We start from the raw sequence: 15344 nt of genomic DNA, 5'->3' as shown, positions 1-15344 counted from the left end.
CCTTTGGGGACACCATGAGATACTTGATCGTGACTGCCTGTCTCCTGTTCGGCTCCGTCGCACAAGCCGAGGACATCCATCTGGTGACCGAGGAATATCCGCCCTTCGCCTTCCGCGAAGACGGCAAGTACAAGGGCTCCTCGGTCGACCAGGTGGAAATCCTGATGAAAGATGCAGGCCTCGATTACTCGATGGACATGATGCCATGGGCGCGCGCGCTGGCGCTGGCCGAGAGGCAACCCATGCACTGCGTCTTTACCGCCGCCCACAACGAGGAGCGCGACCCGCATTTCAAATGGGTCGAGCCGCTGCTGGCCGGCCGGACGCTTCTGATCCGCAAGGCCGGTTCCAAGATCGCGCCGAAGACCATCGACGAGGCCAAGGACTATCTCGTCGGCACCCAGCGGGACGACTTCACGGCTGACCTCCTGAAGAAACACGGCTTCGACAAGCTCGATCTAGCCACCGATTTCAATCTGACCCTCAAGAAGCTGATGCTCGGCCGCATCGACCTGATGCCGATCTCCGAGGACAATTATGGAAAACTCCGGAGCGAGGGCGCCAAGATCGAATCGACCCTGGTGCTCTCCGAACAGATCTATTCGATCGCCTGCAACAAGTCCGTGCCCGACGCCGATATTGCCAGAATGCAGGCGGGTCTGGACAAGCTGATCGCCGACGGAACGCAAGCCGCTCTGCTCAAGAAATACGGTCTCGTATCCCACAGCCAGTAAGCGCGCTGTTGACACCAACGTCATTCTGCGTTTTTGAAAGCGTCAAACAGACGAGGCGCTTTCGTGTTCATCATCGCAGGGCTCGGCAATCCCGGCCGGCAATATCAGGATAACCGCCACAACATCGGCTTCATGGCGGTCGATGCGATCAAGCACGCACATTCCTTTTCGCCCTGGTCGAAGAAGTTCAAGTCGGAAATCTCCGAGGGCACGATCGGGACTGAAAAGGTCCTGCTGATGAAGCCGCAGACTTTCATGAACCTCTCCGGCGACGCCATCGGCGAGGCGATGCGCTTCTACAAGCTCGCGCCTGCCGACGTCATCGTCTTCCACGACGAGCTCGACCTGCCCGCCGCAAAGGTGCGGGTCAAGGTCGGCGGCGGCAATGGCGGGCACAACGGCCTGAGGTCGATGGACGCCCATGTCGGCCGCGACTACAAGCGTGTCCGGCTCGGCATCGGCCATCCCGGCGTCAAGGACATGGTGAGTGGCCATGTGCTGGGTGACTTCCACAAGGTCGATCAGGAGTGGCTGGAGCCCCTGCTGGAGGATATCGCCCGCAATGTCGAACTCCTGTTCACCGGCGACGGCAGCCAGTTCATGAACAAGCTTGTCGGCCAGTCCCCCGCCCCGAAGGCCGAGAAGCCTGCTCCCAAGGCGCAGTCGCATATCCGGCAAGCGCGTGAGCCCGGCCGCCCAGTTGTCGAACCGACGGGACCGATGGCCGCCATGCTCAAGAAGCTGCTGGGCAAGGGCGATTGAGCCTGCAGCCGCTCGCCTTACCGTTGCAGTTCGGCAACAACCGACCGCCTAGCGCCGTTTTTGAATAAAACGGGTTTGCATTTCGTCAAATCGGGACTAAGTACGCCACATCCGGGCCATTCGGCCCCTGATTTACGAGACAGGAGCGCGCAATGAGCACTATTGCTAGCCGCCCTACGGGGCTTTGTGGCTGATCAGCGTTTGATACGCTGAGCACCGTTTTGTTCTGAACTGGCCGCCACGGCCGGACGTCAATCCGTATTCGGAAATCAAAATCATGAGCAATCCTTCAGGGGGCGAAATCCCCTTTGACGCGTCTTCGCGCGACCGCGCGATTTCACGTTTCTACTCCTCCGCGACCTGGATCGAAGGCGCGGCCGAGAAACAGCTCCACGATGTCGCGGCCTTGGCGGGCATGATGTCGGTCGCTGCGTTCCCCGACCTCCACCCGGGCAAATACGGCCCGGTGGGCATGGCGGCACGCAGTGACCGGCTCTATCCCCAGCTTGTCGGCAACGATATCGGCTGCGGCATGTCCTTCTTCGAACTCGATCTTCCCCTCAGGAAGCTCAAGATCGAAAAGGCTGCCAACCAGTTGCGCGGGCTCGAGGACATCGAACTCGACGACCCCGCCGAACGCCTCGAGGCGCTTGGTATGGCGGGCGATTACTTCGCGAGCGCGCTCGGGACGATCGGCGGCGGCAATCACTTCTGTGAACTGCAGGCCGTTGAGGATGCCGTGGACGGCGCAGGCGTGGACCGGCAGCGGCTCTATCTGCTCGTCCATTCCGGCTCGCGCGCGCTCGGCGCGTCCGTCTTCGGCGATGTGATCGCCGCCAACTGCTCCATGCCCGAAGGGCTGGAAATCGGCACGGAAGCAGCCGTGGCCTACATGCTGGATCATCAGTCGGCGCTCGCCTGGGCGAGCCTCAACCGGCAGATGATTGCCGAGCGTGCCGCCACGACGCTCCGCGCCGACCTCAGGCTGGTGGCCGATGTGCCGCACAATCTCGTGCGGCTCACCGACAACGGCGTGGTGCACTACAAGGGCGCGGCGCATGTCGCGCCCGGTGCGCTGGCGCCGGTCGCGGGTTCACGCGCGACGCTCAGCCATCTGGTGCGGGCGCTCGATGGCGTGGAGGCGTCACTCGAAGCCATCTCGCACGGCGCCGGCCGCAAGTATGACCGCAAGTCGATGCACGGTCGCGCCGGCGCCAACCGGTCGGAGCGCGAGGCGCTGATAACCAACGAATGGGGTGGCATCGCAATCTGCGACGACCGCGACCTGGTCATCGAGGAAGCCGCCGGCGCCTACAAGGATGCCGGCAAGGTGGTCGCCGATCTCGAAAGCTTCGGGCTGGTCGAGCCGGTCGCCACCATGCGGCCGCTGGTGACCTACAAGGCCGCAAGATTGGAAGACGCGCCGCGCGCGCTCGATTGGAAGCGCGAACGGACATTCGCAAGGAGGCGTAACAATGGATGAGACGTCACTTTTTCTGACCTCGGGAAACGGCCCGGTGGAATGCCGGGCCGCCCTTTCCGAACTGATCGAAATCCTCAAGGTCGAAGCCTGGAACGGCGGGCTTCGAGCCGAGATCGCGCTCGGGCCCCAGCCGGATGCACACGGCCCGAAATCGGCGATCGTCACGCTCACCGGCGATGGCGCGCAGGCCTTTGCCCGGCGTTACCACGGCACGGTCCAGTTCATCTTCAAGAGCCGGATCCGGCCGGGCCACAAGCGCCAGAACTGGTTCGTCGGCGTCAAGCCGATCAATCTTTCGACACTGGAACCGGAGACGGAGGATATCCGCATCGAGGACCTGCGCTTCGAGACACTGCGCGCCGGTGGTCCCGGCGGCCAGCACCGAACACGACCGACAGCGCTGTGCGGGCAACCCACATGCCGACCGGCATCACGGTCGTTTGCCGGGACGAGCGCTCCCAGCACCGCAACAAGGCGCTCGCCATCAGGCGGCTCGCCGGCATGCTGAACCTGCTCGCCATCCGCCGGGAGCAGGATGCCAAGGCGTCGCTGTTCATGGCGAGCAAGGATCTGGAACGCGGCAATGCGGTCAGGGTGTTCAGGCTTGGATAAGGGTATCGCGGATTTCCGCGCTACCCAATCTCACCACCAACTCGCCTCGGCGAGCCGTTGGACGAAGAGCCCCCCGACCCATGCGAAAAGCGCATCCGCCGCTGTGACGAAGGCAAGCGCGATCTCCGTCGAAAGCAGCATCGCGCCCCAGCCAAGCGCGAGCGTCGACAGCACCGCGATCTTGAGGTTCCTGCCGCTGTCGAGCTTGTAGAAACCGGCCTCGTCATATTCGGTGCCGAACAGCCAATCGTCTGCATCGTATCCGTCGCTGATCGCCATATCCATCAAAGGCTTGTCGGAAAGCCTGTCGGGATAGACGTTGAACACCGCGCGCGACACATGGGCCACCGTACCGAAAAGCACGAAGCACATACCGGCCAGGAGATAGTACCAGAGGCCAATCACGGTCTGCATGGTTGGAACCTAACAGGCCAATGGCAAATTTGCGTTAAGACCCCGGTTTCAATTTTCACGATCCGCATGTATCGATGGCCTTGCCCAGATGGAGGAACCCATGCCCGAGATTTCGATCGCCGATGAACTTTTCACCGTCCGCGACTTCTGGCGCCATGCGATCAGCCGGTTCCAGGCCGCGAAGCTCAGCTTCGGCCATGGCACCACGACGGCGACCGATGACGCAGCCTTCCTGGTGCTCGATTCGCTCGACCTGCCGATCGATACGCTCGACCCGTTCCTCGATGCCCGGCTGACCACGGCAGAGCGCAAATTGCTCGCCGAACGGATTGATGCCCGCGTGACGACCCGCAAGCCATCCGCCTATCTCACCGGCCGCTCCTATATCCAGGGCATCCGCTTCTATGTCGACGAGCGGGTCATCGTGCCGCGCTCGTTCATCGGCGAGATCCTGTTTTCGGAATACGGCGGCCAGGAGGATTCGCTCTACCTGCCGGACCGGTTCGGCGTCGAAAGCGTGGTCGATATCTGCACCGGCTCAGGCTGCCTAGCGGTCATCGCAGCGGGCCTGTTTCCAAATGCCGAAGTCGACGCGGTTGACTTGTCGTCCGACGCGTTGGAAGTGGCAAGGATCAATGTCACTGACCACGAATTCTCAGAGCGGCTGACGCTTTATCGGGGAAATCTGTTCGCACCGCTCAAAGGCAAGACCTACGACCTCATCATCACCAACCCACCTTATGTCGATCACGACGAAATGGCGGTGCTGCCGGAGGAATACCAGCGCGAGCCGGCCATGGCGCTCGACGGTGGCCCTGACGGGCTCGACCTCGTCCGCAGCATCCTCTCGCAGGCGCCAAAGCATCTCAATCCGGGCGGCGGGATGATCTGCGAAATCGGCACCGGCCGCGAGATGCTGGAAGAGGAATATCCCGACCTCGACTTCTTCTGGCTGGATACGGCGGAGAGCCAGGGCGAGGTGTTCTGGATCACGGCCGAGGCATTGGGCGCGGGTGACAGGAAGAAGCGGAAATGACACCAAGACCCGTCACCATAGAAGAATGGCGCGGAGCGTTGGGCGTCGCGATTCAACGGTTAAGCTCGATAAGCGGTCAGCAATTTTTTCACGAGGAAACCCTGCAGTATGACTCCGACTGTGGGGCACTCGATTGGATTGGTGGCGCTTTCGAGTGGGATATCGACCACTGGAAGCTGTTTATGGCGGCAAACAAGCCCGGCAGAGGACCTTGGCTTCCGCCGAACTCCGATGCATTGGACAGCATGAGCACAACCGAGATCTATTACCGCCTGCGTGAAAACATTGCCGGCGAAAACTGGGTTGATGGCGCGCTTGTCGAGGCTTTCGAAAGCGGCGTGCTGGTCCGGGCGCTCGAGAGGCTGCTTCTCGGAATCGACGATTTCATATTGACTCGATAGTCCGCCCTACTCCTCCGGCTCAGCCGTGAGCATCAGCGGAAAACCCGCATCCTTCGCATAGTCCATCGCTTCCTTGACCTTGGTCTCGGCGATGTCCCTGGCATAGACCGCCACCACGCAGGAACCCTTCTGGTGGGCCGTGATCATGATGTGGTAACCGACGGATTCGCCGGTCTTGAACACCGCCTGCAGGATCATGATGACGAATTCGCGCGGCGTATAGTCGTCGTTGAATAAAATGACCTTATAGAGCTTGGGCTTGTCGACCTTGGGAATGACCTCGGTCTTCGGTGTGATGACAATGTCGTCTTGGCTCATCGGCGTCGGTCCCGCGATGACAATGGAAGTAAGGTTTTGAAAGAGCTGGCGCGGAGCCACGTCTGGAGGCCCACGCCAACCAATATATTGCACCGCAAACACGGATTTTTCAAGTGACTTCCGCTCGGGCCTCGTCAGAGCCAGCCGCGCTTCTTGAAATACAGGAACGGCATGACCGCCGAGAGCAGCATCAGCAAGATGGCCCATGGATAGCCCAGCGCCCATTTGAGCTCCGGCATGACATCGAAATTCATGCCGTAGATCGAGGCGACGAGCGTCGGCGGCAGGAAGACCACCGAGGCCACCGTGAAGATCTTGATGATCTGGTTCTGTTCGAGGTTGATCAGGCCGAGCGTCGCGTCGAGCAGGAAGTTGATCTTGGCCGACAGCGAGGTCGCATGCTCGGCGAGCGAACCGACATCGCGCTGGATCAGCTTTATGCGTTGCCGCGACTCTTTCGACATCTTGCGCGCATCGGTTTCAAGCGCCAGATGATAGGCGGTCAGGCGCGCGATGCTGACAAGGCTTTCGCGCACCATCGACAGGAAATCGCCCTTCCGCCCGATCTGCTCGATCAGCGACTGGAGATCGCGCGTCTTCTTGGTGGCATTGGACGCCTTGTTACGGAACACGTCGCGCGAAATGCCATCGATCTCGTTGGCGAGCCGCTCGAGCGTATCGGCCATCCGGTCGATCAGGGCTTCAAGCAATCCGATCATCACGGATTCGCCGGCAGCGGAAGATGCCCCAACGCCATTGGACCGCTGCACCCGGCTTGCGAAGATGTCGAACGGCTTGTGCTCGGCATAACGAATAGTCACGAGGCACGCGTCCTTCAACACGAAGGTAATCGGCGTCTTGCGGGGGTCATCGCCTTCCAGCCCGGCCAGCGCCGTGATGGTCATGAAGTCCGCGCCATCCTCGTAGTAAAGTCGTGCGGATAGCTCGATCTCTTCCATCTCGTCGCGGGTCGGGATGGAGATCGCCAGCCGTGCCTCCACCGTCCCGCTTTCGGCGGCAAGCGGATTGACGAGGTCGCACCAGACCGGCAGTTGTGGCCGGCTCAGTACCTGGGTGTCAGCCTGGGCGTCGGGTTTGGAAAACGAAGCCATAGCTTCGACGACGGCAAGATGATCGGCCTCGCGTGCGTAGATGCGCAGCATGTTACTCTCCTTGACAGCTCTGTGGCCTGTCCGGAGAGCGACCCCTCAAAGATCACATTGCCGGAACAGGCGTGATTATTGACGTCGAACTTCGACTGTCGGGGTTCATCTGGGTTGTCCTTTTTGAAGGGCGGCACGGAAACTGTGCCGCTGGAGGCGGCTATGCGCCTCGCATCCGGGCTTGTCAACAGCGAGCGAAAACCGCGACAAACCGTAACAATCCGAGGTCATGCGGCGCGCGATTCGACCTCGATCGTCACATGCGAGAGGTCATCGATATGGGCCAGTTTTTCCCGATAGAAGGCAGGCGGCTGCGGCCTCTCCGACTCCAATGAAACGATCGCCGCATGGTGCCCGGGGCCGACCTGCCAGACGTGCAGGTCGGTGATGCGATCAGCCTCGCCCTCGATCGCCTCACGTATTTCGGCGGGTAGGTTTTCGCCCGCCGGCACATAGTCGATCAGCACCGCGCCGGATTGCCGGATGAGGCCCCACGACCAGCGCGCGATCACCAGAGCACCCACGACACCCATTGCGGGGTCGAGCCAGAGCCAGCCATAAAGGCTGCCGAGCAGCAGCGCGGCTATGGCCAGCACTGACGTCAGCGCGTCGGCGAGCACGTGCAGATAGGCCGCCCTGAGATTGTTGTCCGTGGCGTGGCCGTGGTGATGGGCGTGATCATGCCCGCCATCGTGCTGGTGACCGTGATGATGGTGCGAATGATCTTCCCGCAGCAACCAGGCGCTCGCGAGATTGACCACCAGCCCAATGACCGCGACGCCGATCGCCTGCGAAAAGTCGATCGTCACGGGATTGTACAGCCGCACGAGGCTCTCCCAGCCGATCAGCAGCGCCACGAGCGCCAGTACGACGGCACTCGCAAAGCCGGCGAGGTCGCCCACCTTGCCGGTGCCGAAGGTGAAGCGCGGGTCGCGCGCATGACGGCGGGCGTAAAGATAGGCAAGCGCCGCAATCAGCATGGCGGCGGCATGCGTCGACATGTGCCAGCCATCGGCCGTCAGCGCCATCGACCCATAGAGGCTGCCGGCAACGATTTCCGCCACCATCATCGTCGCGGTCAGCGCGATCGCAAGCCAGGTCCGGCGCTCGTTGCGCGCGTGGCTTTTGCCGAGGAAGACGTGTTCGTGCGGATTGCCAAGACGGCCGATGTTCTCGTTCATTTCATGTATCTCCTGACGACCTCGATCAGATCCGCCGCACCCTGCGCCCGGACCGGGTCCGGATCGCGCACGGGATCTGCGATATGCTCGCGGATATGGTCCTCGATCAGTTCGCCTGTCAGCCCGGTCATGGCGCCACGGACCGAGGCGACGAGATTGAGAACGTCGCCGCAGGGCGTGTCGGTTTCGATCGCCCTCTCAATGGCCTCGACCTGCCCCTTGAGGCGGCGAACACGCGCCAGCAACTTTGCCTTGTTCTTCGAAATGTGGCTCATAGCATAGCCCCCTACCCTATATTTGCGACGTTGGCAACGCATCCTGTCCAGCTTCCGCGCAGGGCCGCCAAGTTTGCGCATCACGATCCGGCAGGTTTATCCCGGCATTTTGCCATCGTCTCTTGACCTTGCCGGGACCATTGCCCATAGGCAGGGGCAACAACGAGATCAATAGAACCGGGCATCACTCCCATGGGCTTCAAATGCGGAATCGTCGGGCTGCCGAATGTCGGCAAGTCCACCCTCTTCAACGCGCTGACCAGGACGGCGGCGGCACAGGCCGCCAACTATCCGTTCTGCACCATCGAGCCGAATACCGGCGAGGTGGCGGTGCCCGATCCGCGCATGCAGAAGCTCGCTTCGATCGCCGGTTCCAAGGAAATCATCCCCACCCGCATCTCCTTCGTCGATATCGCCGGCCTCGTGCGCGGCGCCTCGAAGGGTGAAGGACTGGGCAACAAGTTCCTCGCCAATATCCGCGAAGTCGATGCCGTGGTCCATGTGCTGCGCTGCTTCGAGGATGACGACATCACCCATGTCGAAGGCCGCATCAATCCGGTCGGCGATGCCGACACGATCGAGACCGAGCTGATGCTCGCCGACTTGGAAAGCCTGGAGCGCCGCGTCGATCAGACCCGCAAGCGTGCATCCAGCAAGGACAAGGAGTCGCTGGCGCAGCTCCCGATCATGGAAGCCGTGGTCAAGCTGCTCAACGACGGCAAGCCCGCGCGCCTGCTGCTCAAGACACTCGCCGCCGACGAGATCGAGATCCTCAAGGGCCTCAACCTGCTCACCTCGCATCCGGTCCTTTATGTCTGCAACGTCGCCGAAGCCGACGCGGCCACCGGCAACGAGCACACCAAGGCCGTCGAAAAGATGGCTGCGGAACAGGGCGCGGAATGCGTCACCATCTCGGCCGCGATCGAAGCCGAAGTCGCCCAGCTTCCGGACGATGAGTCCAAGGAATTCCTCGAAGCGCTAGGGCTGCACGAAGCCGGCCTCGACCGCCTGATCCGCGCTGGCTATCACCTGCTCGACCTGATCACCTATTTTACCGTCGGCCCCAAGGAAACCCGCGCCTGGACGATTCCGCGCGGCACCAAGGCTCCGGCTGCGGCGGGCGTCATCCATACTGATTTCGAACGCGGCTTCATCCGCGCCTTCACCATCGCCTATGACGATTTCGTCAACCTCGGCGGCGAAGTGCCAGCCAAGGAAGCCGGCAAGGCGCGCGACGAAGGCAAGGAATATGTCGTCCAAGACGGCGACGTGATCCACTTCCGGTTCAATACGTAAATCGCCACGGGTGATAGGGCTCGACAGCAAAAGTGGACTCCGCCCCCAACCATTCCAAATCTGGGGTGACCCTGATATCTAAGCCATTCTGCAACGACCCTGGCTTAGAACACAGTCCTTCGTTCAAAGTGGAGGTTCCGGAAGCGTAGGCAAATGGAAATAGGGGTTTGCCGGATCGTAGTGATTGGGCTTTGCAACCCCAATCTTGAAGAGGCCGGGACCCATGACGCCGTTCTTGCCGAAGAGATATTCTATTCCGGAGCACAGATGTGCAATCTCTCGGTCTGTCGTTCCGCGAAGACTGTTTCTTGCCTGAAACTCGGCGTCAGACCACCTTTTCCCCTTCAGCGCGAAAAAGCCATTTTCCGCAAGAAACCGCTGCTGCGCTTTTTGATCTATCGTAATGCCGTCGCATCCGCGAACGGCAAGTACCGATACCAGAAGGGCGCGCACCAACTCAGCATCTTTGTTTACCAGCGGCGACGTTATCTGTGCCAGAAAGTAGTTGGTTGAGGGATCGTTTGTCATGGTCTTCATCCAGCTTTTTGGGATTTCCGGAGTGCCGCCCGACGCCGACCACGGCAAAGCTGCCAACACCAAGACAGGAACCATCAAACGCCAAGACATAGAGCTACCTCTCAATCCACTCAAGATCCGGTCGTTATAGACGCAGGCTGTTTATAGAATCCACTGCAAAAGCTCGGTCGCGCTTCCTCCGCTGAAGCCTCAGGAGCGGGGGTGGCGCCAGGGGTCGTCGCACCGCATAAAGCTCCGCGAAAGGATTGTCCGCTAGGCTTTGCTGAAACGAGAGCCTGATGCCCCAACCCACCCTTTCCATCTGTGTGCCTTCGCGCAACCGGCAGATCTATTTCCAGCAAACCATCACGTCGCTGATGGCGTCGCTGCGCACGGATGTCGAGTTCGTCTTTGCCGACAATTCCGACGACGCGTCTGTCATGGATGAGTTCATGGCCGAACGGATGCGTGATCCGCGCGTGCGCTATCTTGCCTCCACCGGCCGTGCATTGCCGATGATGGAAAACTGGGAGCGCTCGATATCGGCCGCATCAGGGCGCTTCGTGGCCTTCATCGGCGACGACGACTATATCGATCCGGATCTCGCGGCGTTCATCATCAATCTCGAAAAGACCACCAAAGCCGACGCGATCGCCTGGACCGGCCCGAATTTTGTCTGGCCGGTGGAAGGCGCCCCGGTCCGTTCGGTCAGGGTGTCCCTCGGCAAGGAGGTGACCCGTTTTTCCAAGGCATCGCTCATGCGCAAGGCTTTCCTCTGGGAGGGCGCCAGCCACGTGCCGCTGAGTGGCTTCTCGATCTATCATGGCGCGCTATCGCGTGGGCTACTCGACAAGGTCAAGCTTATGGGCAACGGCCGCTTTTTCGAGTTTCCGATCGTCGACTACGAAATGGCCTTCAAGGCGATCCTGCTCGGCGAGAACTTCATCCATTCCGCTCGGCCATTCTCCATTCTCGGCGCCTGCCCACTGTCGAATTCCGTCGTGATCGGCAATGTCGCAGCCGAGCGCGAAGCCCAGCGTGTGTTCTTCGAAGAGCATGGCTGGAACATAAATGATGCGGAATGGATGGAAGGCACGCCCTTCCGGACATGGCATGGCGTCACCGCCTGCATCTACCTGATCCAGCATTGGCTCTCCCGCAAAACAGGCATGCAGCATCACGGCTTCGAAGAAAACCTGGTCCGCGCCTTCGCCGCCAATTGCGGCCTTTACCGCAAGCGCGCCGATTTCGACCAGATCACCGGCGAATTCCGCGAGGCTTTGGCCGGCTGGCACGATGGAAAATATCTCGAGCTTTTCACCCCCCGGTTTTTCGAGCCGCCTGCCGCCCAGGGACAGCGGCCTCCGGCTTTCACGGGACTTGGCGACAATTCAGTCCTGCATTTCCCCGACAATATCGGTGATATCAGCACGCCAGGCGAATTGTTCAAGCTGTTTGCCGATGTCATCGTGCGAGCGGACGAGATCCCTATCGACGCTGAAAAGCTGGTCTGTCAGCCGCCAAGCGCCACGATCGCCGCCTAGCGGACGGCCGGCAACAGTTTCTGCAGGCCATCAGGCAGATTGCCGACGATCACCCGCCGTAGCGGCTGCCACCCGATGCCGAGCGCCAGCACGACCACGCCGATCGTCAGCAGGGTCAGGAACGCCAGCGTATCGGTCGCCGCGAAAACCTTGGTGAAGCCGCCCTCTGTGAGCAGCACCTTGAAGGCATAACCGAAGGACAGCAGCCCCGATGTGACGAAGGCCCGCCGGTCCAGCACGATGCCGATCAGCATCAGCAGTAGCACCGCCCCGACGACCATTGCCGCCTGCCCGGCGGTTGTTTCCGCCGAGAACCACCCCTGTTTGTCGCCGAGATAGACATGCGCCATGATGGTGTAGAGGATCGCCGGCGCCGCTGCGAGATGCATCCAGAAGGCGACATCCGAGCGCCGTGTCAGGCGGTTCCGATCGGCGAAATCGAACTTCAGCGCCGCGCCAAAGACGACGAGCGCGAACAATCCGAGGAAGAATACCAGTATCAGTGGATGACGATCATAGAGCGTCGCATCGCCGGAGAAAACTCGCGTCGCGAGCGCCGCGCAATAGATGACCGATGCGAACAGGGTCACCAGTCCCGCCGCCAGCGCCAGCGGTATCTTGTAGCGCCAATAGAAGAGAAAGGTGACGACCGAGATCGTCGCCGCGATGCCGACGGGAGTCCATTCGTCGAGTTGAGGAGACATATCCTCCCAGATCGGAAAAGTTCCGATCGCCGACGCGATGCCGATGGCGATCGTCAGTGTCACCGCCGGAAGTGCCAACCGCTGGCGCCGGACCAGCACCTCGCCGAGAATAATCGCAGCCGGGATCACGGCATGGACGGTCGCGAGCCCGCCCAGACCAAGCAGCCCGACAATGATGCCGATCGTGATGAGGATATCGTGGAAGCCACGGATGAAGCGAGGCGCCTCGCTCTCCTCCACAGTCGAAGCAGGTTCGCTGGCGCGCAACGTATCGAGGCCCGAACCATCCACCACCGGAGCAGAAACCGGCGCACCGACACTGACTCCCCGGCCGAGCAAAAACTCCCCGAGCCGGGCTGTCGCATCGCCCTGCACGAGGCCTTCGCGGGCGGCGTCATCGAGCACCGGCAGCAGCAATCTCTTGCGGTTTTCCCAATCGCTTAGGTCAAATTTCACTTGCGCGAACTCCCCGAAACATCTTTTCTCCGCCAGATCATTCCTGAATTGAAGTTGCGATCAAAAATGCCCGAAATCCATTACGCGTTCGAAGATTTCACGCCCGGTCGCGCGTTTCATCACGCGACCCGGACTATAACGGCGGATGAAATCGTCCTATTCGCCGCGGACTTCGATCCGCAGCCTTTTCACCTCTCGGAAGAGGCCGGCAAGGCGAGCATTCTTGGCGGCCTATCTGCCTCCGGCTGGCATACCTGTTCGATCGCCATGCGCCAGTTCTTCGATACGATTCTGCAGTTCACCGCTGGCGAAGGCTCCCCCGGCGTGGACTTCGTGGAATGGCGCAAGCCTGTGCTGGCCGGCGACACACTGGGCGGCACGATCACGGTGCTTGAATCCCGCGCCCTCAAGTCTAGGCCCGGCCTCGGCATGATCCGCCTCCGGCATGAAACGACAAACCAGCGTGGCGAACTGGTCATGACCATGGAGCATCCGTTCATGGTCCGCTTGTGGGAAGGGGTTTCCGCATGATGCTGAAGGACTTGATGAAGCCCGGCGAGCCCATCGAGATGGGCACTTACGAATTCACCGCCGAAAGGATCGTCGAATTCGCCTCGCAGTTCGATCCGCAATTCTTCCATCTCGATGCGGAAAAGGCGAAGAACTCGGTGCTGGGCGGCCTCTGCGCGTCCGGCTGGCACATCTCGGCGGCGATGATGAGATGCAATGTCGAGGCCATCAAGCGTCAGGCCAAGGCGGTGATCGAGGCCGGCGGCGCGCCTCCGAGAATCGGCCCCTCGCCGGGGTTCAAGAACATGAAGTGGCTCAAGCCCGTCTATGCCGGCGATACCGTGACCTATTCCATGCGCTTCACAGGTAGCCGCCCGATACCCAGCCGGCCGGGCCGCAACATCGTAGAGATCAACTACGAAGGCCGCAACCAGAAGGGCGACCTCGTCTTCACGGTGGACGCCAGCGTGGTGGAGTTTGACTGAGCAATAGTGTCAGCCGTTCCCCTGCTGCCGCCACGCACCGGGCGACAGGCCATAGGCCCGTGTGAAGGCCCGGTTGAACGCGGCCTCCGAACCATAATTGGATTCGATCGCCACGCGTGTGATGGAATCGGATGTGTTTCGCAGCCGGACGCTTGCGAGGTAAAGCCGCCAATCCCGGAGATAGCGCATCGGCGACGTATCCAGCGCCGTCTGGAAGCGCTCGATCAGGCCGCTGCGGGACACCGCCGAGATCGAGGCCAATTCCCGCAATGTCCATTCACGCTCGGGATTGCGGTGAATGGCATTGAGGCAGCGCGACAGGACCGCATCCGACATCACGGGAAGCGTTTGCACTACGTTCTTCTCGGCATCCGACATCTGGTGACGCAGCACTTCGATCAGGGTCAGCTCGGTCATCCGCTCGATCATCGACTGGCTGCCATGCCGTGGCTCGTCCACCTCGCGAACGATCTGCCGAACCATGCTGGAAAGCCATGCCAGTTCCGCCTGGCCTGTCGTCCTGATGTGGACGAGTTTCGGCAGGACGCGCTGCAGCGGCGCGAAGTCCAGCACCTCGCAATGCAGGTATCCGCAGAGCAGCCGCACCAGATCCGGCCCATCCCCATAATGCAGCACCGGCGTTCGCGCCCACGGCTTCTGCGGCAGATCTCCAGTCGGGATGATGAGCCGTCCATCCTTGCCGGCACCGAGCTGGTGGCCAGTTCCGAACGGAAACACGACAATGTCGCCAGCATGGAGAACGACTTCGTCGCCCTCGATCCTCAACCAGCATGTGCCCTCAGCCATGATGTGGAAGGGCATCACGCCGGTGTTCGAAGCAGAGAGATTGGCGAGCGATGGCTTGGCATCGGTCTGCCAGTCACCTGATGGCATGAAGCAGAATTGCAGCGATCCGGACAGCCGGACCGATTCCAGCACGCTCGAAAGAAGATCGACGTAGGTCCCCTCACCCACATTTGGAATTTCGGTCAACACTCATGGACCTCCGGCCAACGACTTTCCCTCACGGCTCTCCTACCCTTCCCTCATAGCATGAACACACGGAAGGATAGAACCATGCAGAACACCACCGAAAACCTCGTCGTGCTCCTCACCAAGGGCATCGATTCCGAACTCTCCTCGGTCGCGCTGACCATTGCCAATGGCGGCATCACCGCGGGCCTCAAGGTCTCGCTGTTCCTCACCAGCACGGCGATCGACCTCGTCCGCAAGGGCGGCAACCGGATGACCCACGTTTCCCCGCTGGAGCCGCTCGCGGCGCTGATCGACGACTTCATGAAACGCGGCGGCACCATCTGGGCCTGCCCGCCCTGCGTGAAGTCGCGCGGCTACGAGCAGTCCGACCTCATCGACGGCGTGATCATCATCGGCGCGAGCGCCATGCATGCCGAGATCAAGGCCGGCGCGGCGACGCTGTCGTTCTGAGCATCTCC

At 61.1% G+C, this 15344-nt stretch carries 18 protein-coding genes and 1 pseudogene; 11 read left to right on the top strand and 8 right to left on the bottom strand.

Annotated elements, in window-relative coordinates; all coding sequences use genetic code 11:
• Positions 1 to 14: 14 nt before the first annotated feature.
• From ACSQ26_RS04080 to ACSQ26_RS04065, 4 genes and pseudogenes are all read left to right on the top strand, one after another.
• Complete coding sequence (locus ACSQ26_RS04080; protein ID WP_436006537.1) at positions 15 to 734, top strand: substrate-binding periplasmic protein; 720 nt, start codon at positions 15 to 17, stop codon at positions 732 to 734.
• 63 nt (positions 735 to 797) lie between these two features.
• On the top strand, positions 798 to 1496 hold the full coding sequence (gene pth / locus ACSQ26_RS04075; protein ID WP_436006535.1) for an aminoacyl-tRNA hydrolase: 699 nt from the start codon (positions 798 to 800) through the stop codon (positions 1494 to 1496).
• Positions 1497 to 1773: 277 nt separating this feature from the next.
• Positions 1774 to 2979, top strand: coding sequence for an RNA ligase RtcB family protein (locus tag ACSQ26_RS04070; protein WP_436006533.1), 1206 nt, complete (start codon positions 1774 to 1776; stop codon positions 2977 to 2979).
• A gap of 355 nt (positions 2980 to 3334) precedes the next feature.
• A pseudogene (locus tag ACSQ26_RS04065) lies at positions 3335 to 3466 on the top strand (peptide chain release factor-like protein); the annotation flags it as partial.
• A gap of 155 nt (positions 3467 to 3621) precedes the next feature.
• On the opposite strand, the gene ACSQ26_RS04060 reads toward ACSQ26_RS04065, so the two are convergent.
• Positions 3622 to 4005: a hypothetical protein gene (locus ACSQ26_RS04060; protein WP_436006531.1), complete on the bottom strand. Its 384-nt coding sequence runs from the start codon at positions 4003 to 4005 to the stop codon at positions 3622 to 3624.
• Between the two features lie 100 nt (positions 4006 to 4105).
• On the opposite strand from ACSQ26_RS04060, the gene prmB reads away from it, so the two are divergent.
• Entirely contained in the window at positions 4106 to 5041 is a 936-nt protein-coding gene (gene prmB / locus ACSQ26_RS04055) for a 50S ribosomal protein L3 N(5)-glutamine methyltransferase (protein WP_436006529.1), read from the top strand.
• Entirely contained in the window at positions 5038 to 5442 is a 405-nt protein-coding gene (locus ACSQ26_RS04050) for a hypothetical protein (protein WP_436006527.1), read from the top strand. The genes prmB and ACSQ26_RS04050 overlap by 4 nt, the downstream gene beginning before the upstream one ends.
• A gap of 6 nt (positions 5443 to 5448) precedes the next feature.
• On the opposite strand, the gene clpS is transcribed toward ACSQ26_RS04050, so the two are convergent.
• From clpS to ACSQ26_RS04030, 4 genes are all read right to left on the bottom strand, one after another.
• Positions 5449 to 5760, bottom strand: a complete 312-nt coding sequence (clpS, locus tag ACSQ26_RS04045) for an ATP-dependent Clp protease adapter ClpS (protein WP_436006525.1) — start codon at positions 5758 to 5760, stop codon at positions 5449 to 5451.
• Between the two features lie 134 nt (positions 5761 to 5894).
• Positions 5895 to 6923 carry a magnesium/cobalt transporter CorA gene (gene corA / locus ACSQ26_RS04040; protein ID WP_436006523.1) on the bottom strand — a complete coding sequence of 343 codons (1029 nt, stop codon included), beginning with the start codon at positions 6921 to 6923 and terminating at the stop codon, positions 5895 to 5897.
• Positions 6924 to 7150: 227 nt separating this feature from the next.
• Entirely contained in the window at positions 7151 to 8104 is a 954-nt protein-coding gene (gene dmeF, locus ACSQ26_RS04035; RefSeq protein ID WP_436006521.1) for a CDF family Co(II)/Ni(II) efflux transporter DmeF, read from the bottom strand.
• Positions 8101 to 8379, bottom strand: a complete 279-nt coding sequence (locus tag ACSQ26_RS04030; RefSeq protein WP_436006519.1) for a metal/formaldehyde-sensitive transcriptional repressor — start codon at positions 8377 to 8379, stop codon at positions 8101 to 8103. The genes dmeF and ACSQ26_RS04030 overlap by 4 nt, the downstream gene beginning before the upstream one ends.
• A 192-nt stretch (positions 8380 to 8571) precedes the next feature.
• Here ACSQ26_RS04030 and ychF point away from each other — a divergent pair, with 192 nt between their 5' ends.
• Positions 8572 to 9675: a redox-regulated ATPase YchF gene (ychF, locus tag ACSQ26_RS04025; RefSeq protein WP_436006517.1), complete on the top strand. Its 1104-nt coding sequence runs from the start codon at positions 8572 to 8574 to the stop codon at positions 9673 to 9675.
• Positions 9676 to 9798: 123 nt separating this feature from the next.
• On the opposite strand, the gene ACSQ26_RS04020 is transcribed toward ychF, so the two are convergent.
• The gene (locus tag ACSQ26_RS04020) at positions 9799 to 10203 is read right to left on the bottom strand and encodes a hypothetical protein (RefSeq protein WP_436006515.1); all 405 of its coding nucleotides are present in this window, start codon (positions 10201 to 10203) and stop codon (positions 9799 to 9801) included.
• 287 nt (positions 10204 to 10490) lie between these two features.
• Here ACSQ26_RS04020 and ACSQ26_RS04015 point away from each other — a divergent pair, with 287 nt between their 5' ends.
• Positions 10491 to 11735, top strand: coding sequence for a glycosyltransferase family 2 protein (locus ACSQ26_RS04015; RefSeq protein WP_436006513.1), 1245 nt, complete (start codon positions 10491 to 10493; stop codon positions 11733 to 11735).
• On the opposite strand, the gene ACSQ26_RS04010 is transcribed toward ACSQ26_RS04015, so the two are convergent.
• Positions 11732 to 12895, bottom strand: a complete 1164-nt coding sequence (locus tag ACSQ26_RS04010) for a hypothetical protein (RefSeq protein ID WP_436006511.1) — start codon at positions 12893 to 12895, stop codon at positions 11732 to 11734. The genes ACSQ26_RS04015 and ACSQ26_RS04010 overlap by 4 nt on opposite strands.
• A 66-nt stretch (positions 12896 to 12961) precedes the next feature.
• On the opposite strand from ACSQ26_RS04010, the gene ACSQ26_RS04005 reads away from it, so the two are divergent.
• Both ACSQ26_RS04005 and ACSQ26_RS04000 read left to right on the top strand, forming a co-directional pair.
• Complete coding sequence (locus ACSQ26_RS04005; protein ID WP_436015088.1) at positions 12962 to 13426, top strand: MaoC family dehydratase; 465 nt, start codon at positions 12962 to 12964, stop codon at positions 13424 to 13426.
• The gene (locus ACSQ26_RS04000) at positions 13423 to 13890 is read left to right on the top strand and encodes a MaoC family dehydratase (RefSeq protein ID WP_436006509.1); all 468 of its coding nucleotides are present in this window, start codon (positions 13423 to 13425) and stop codon (positions 13888 to 13890) included. Before ACSQ26_RS04005 ends, ACSQ26_RS04000 begins: the two co-directional genes overlap by 4 nt.
• Positions 13891 to 13899: 9 nt before the next feature.
• Here ACSQ26_RS04000 and ACSQ26_RS03995 read toward each other — a convergent pair whose 3' ends face one another.
• Positions 13900 to 14883 (bottom strand): cupin domain-containing protein, encoded by a 984-nt coding sequence (locus ACSQ26_RS03995; RefSeq protein WP_436006507.1) that lies wholly within the window; start codon positions 14881 to 14883, stop codon positions 13900 to 13902.
• An 84-nt stretch (positions 14884 to 14967) separates the two neighbouring features.
• On the opposite strand from ACSQ26_RS03995, the gene ACSQ26_RS03990 reads away from it, so the two are divergent.
• A complete protein-coding gene (locus tag ACSQ26_RS03990) occupies positions 14968 to 15336 on the top strand; it encodes a DsrE family protein (protein WP_258157792.1) in 369 nt (122 codons plus the stop codon).
• The last annotated feature ends 8 nt before the right edge of the window (positions 15337 to 15344 follow it).

It is taken from the genome of Rhizobium sp. LjRoot254, assembly GCF_964254105.1.
Taxonomy (GTDB): domain Bacteria; phylum Pseudomonadota; class Alphaproteobacteria; order Rhizobiales; family Rhizobiaceae; genus Rhizobium_E.
Note: the sequence above shows the minus strand (reverse complement) of the source record. Positions and strands in the feature narration are given on the sequence as shown.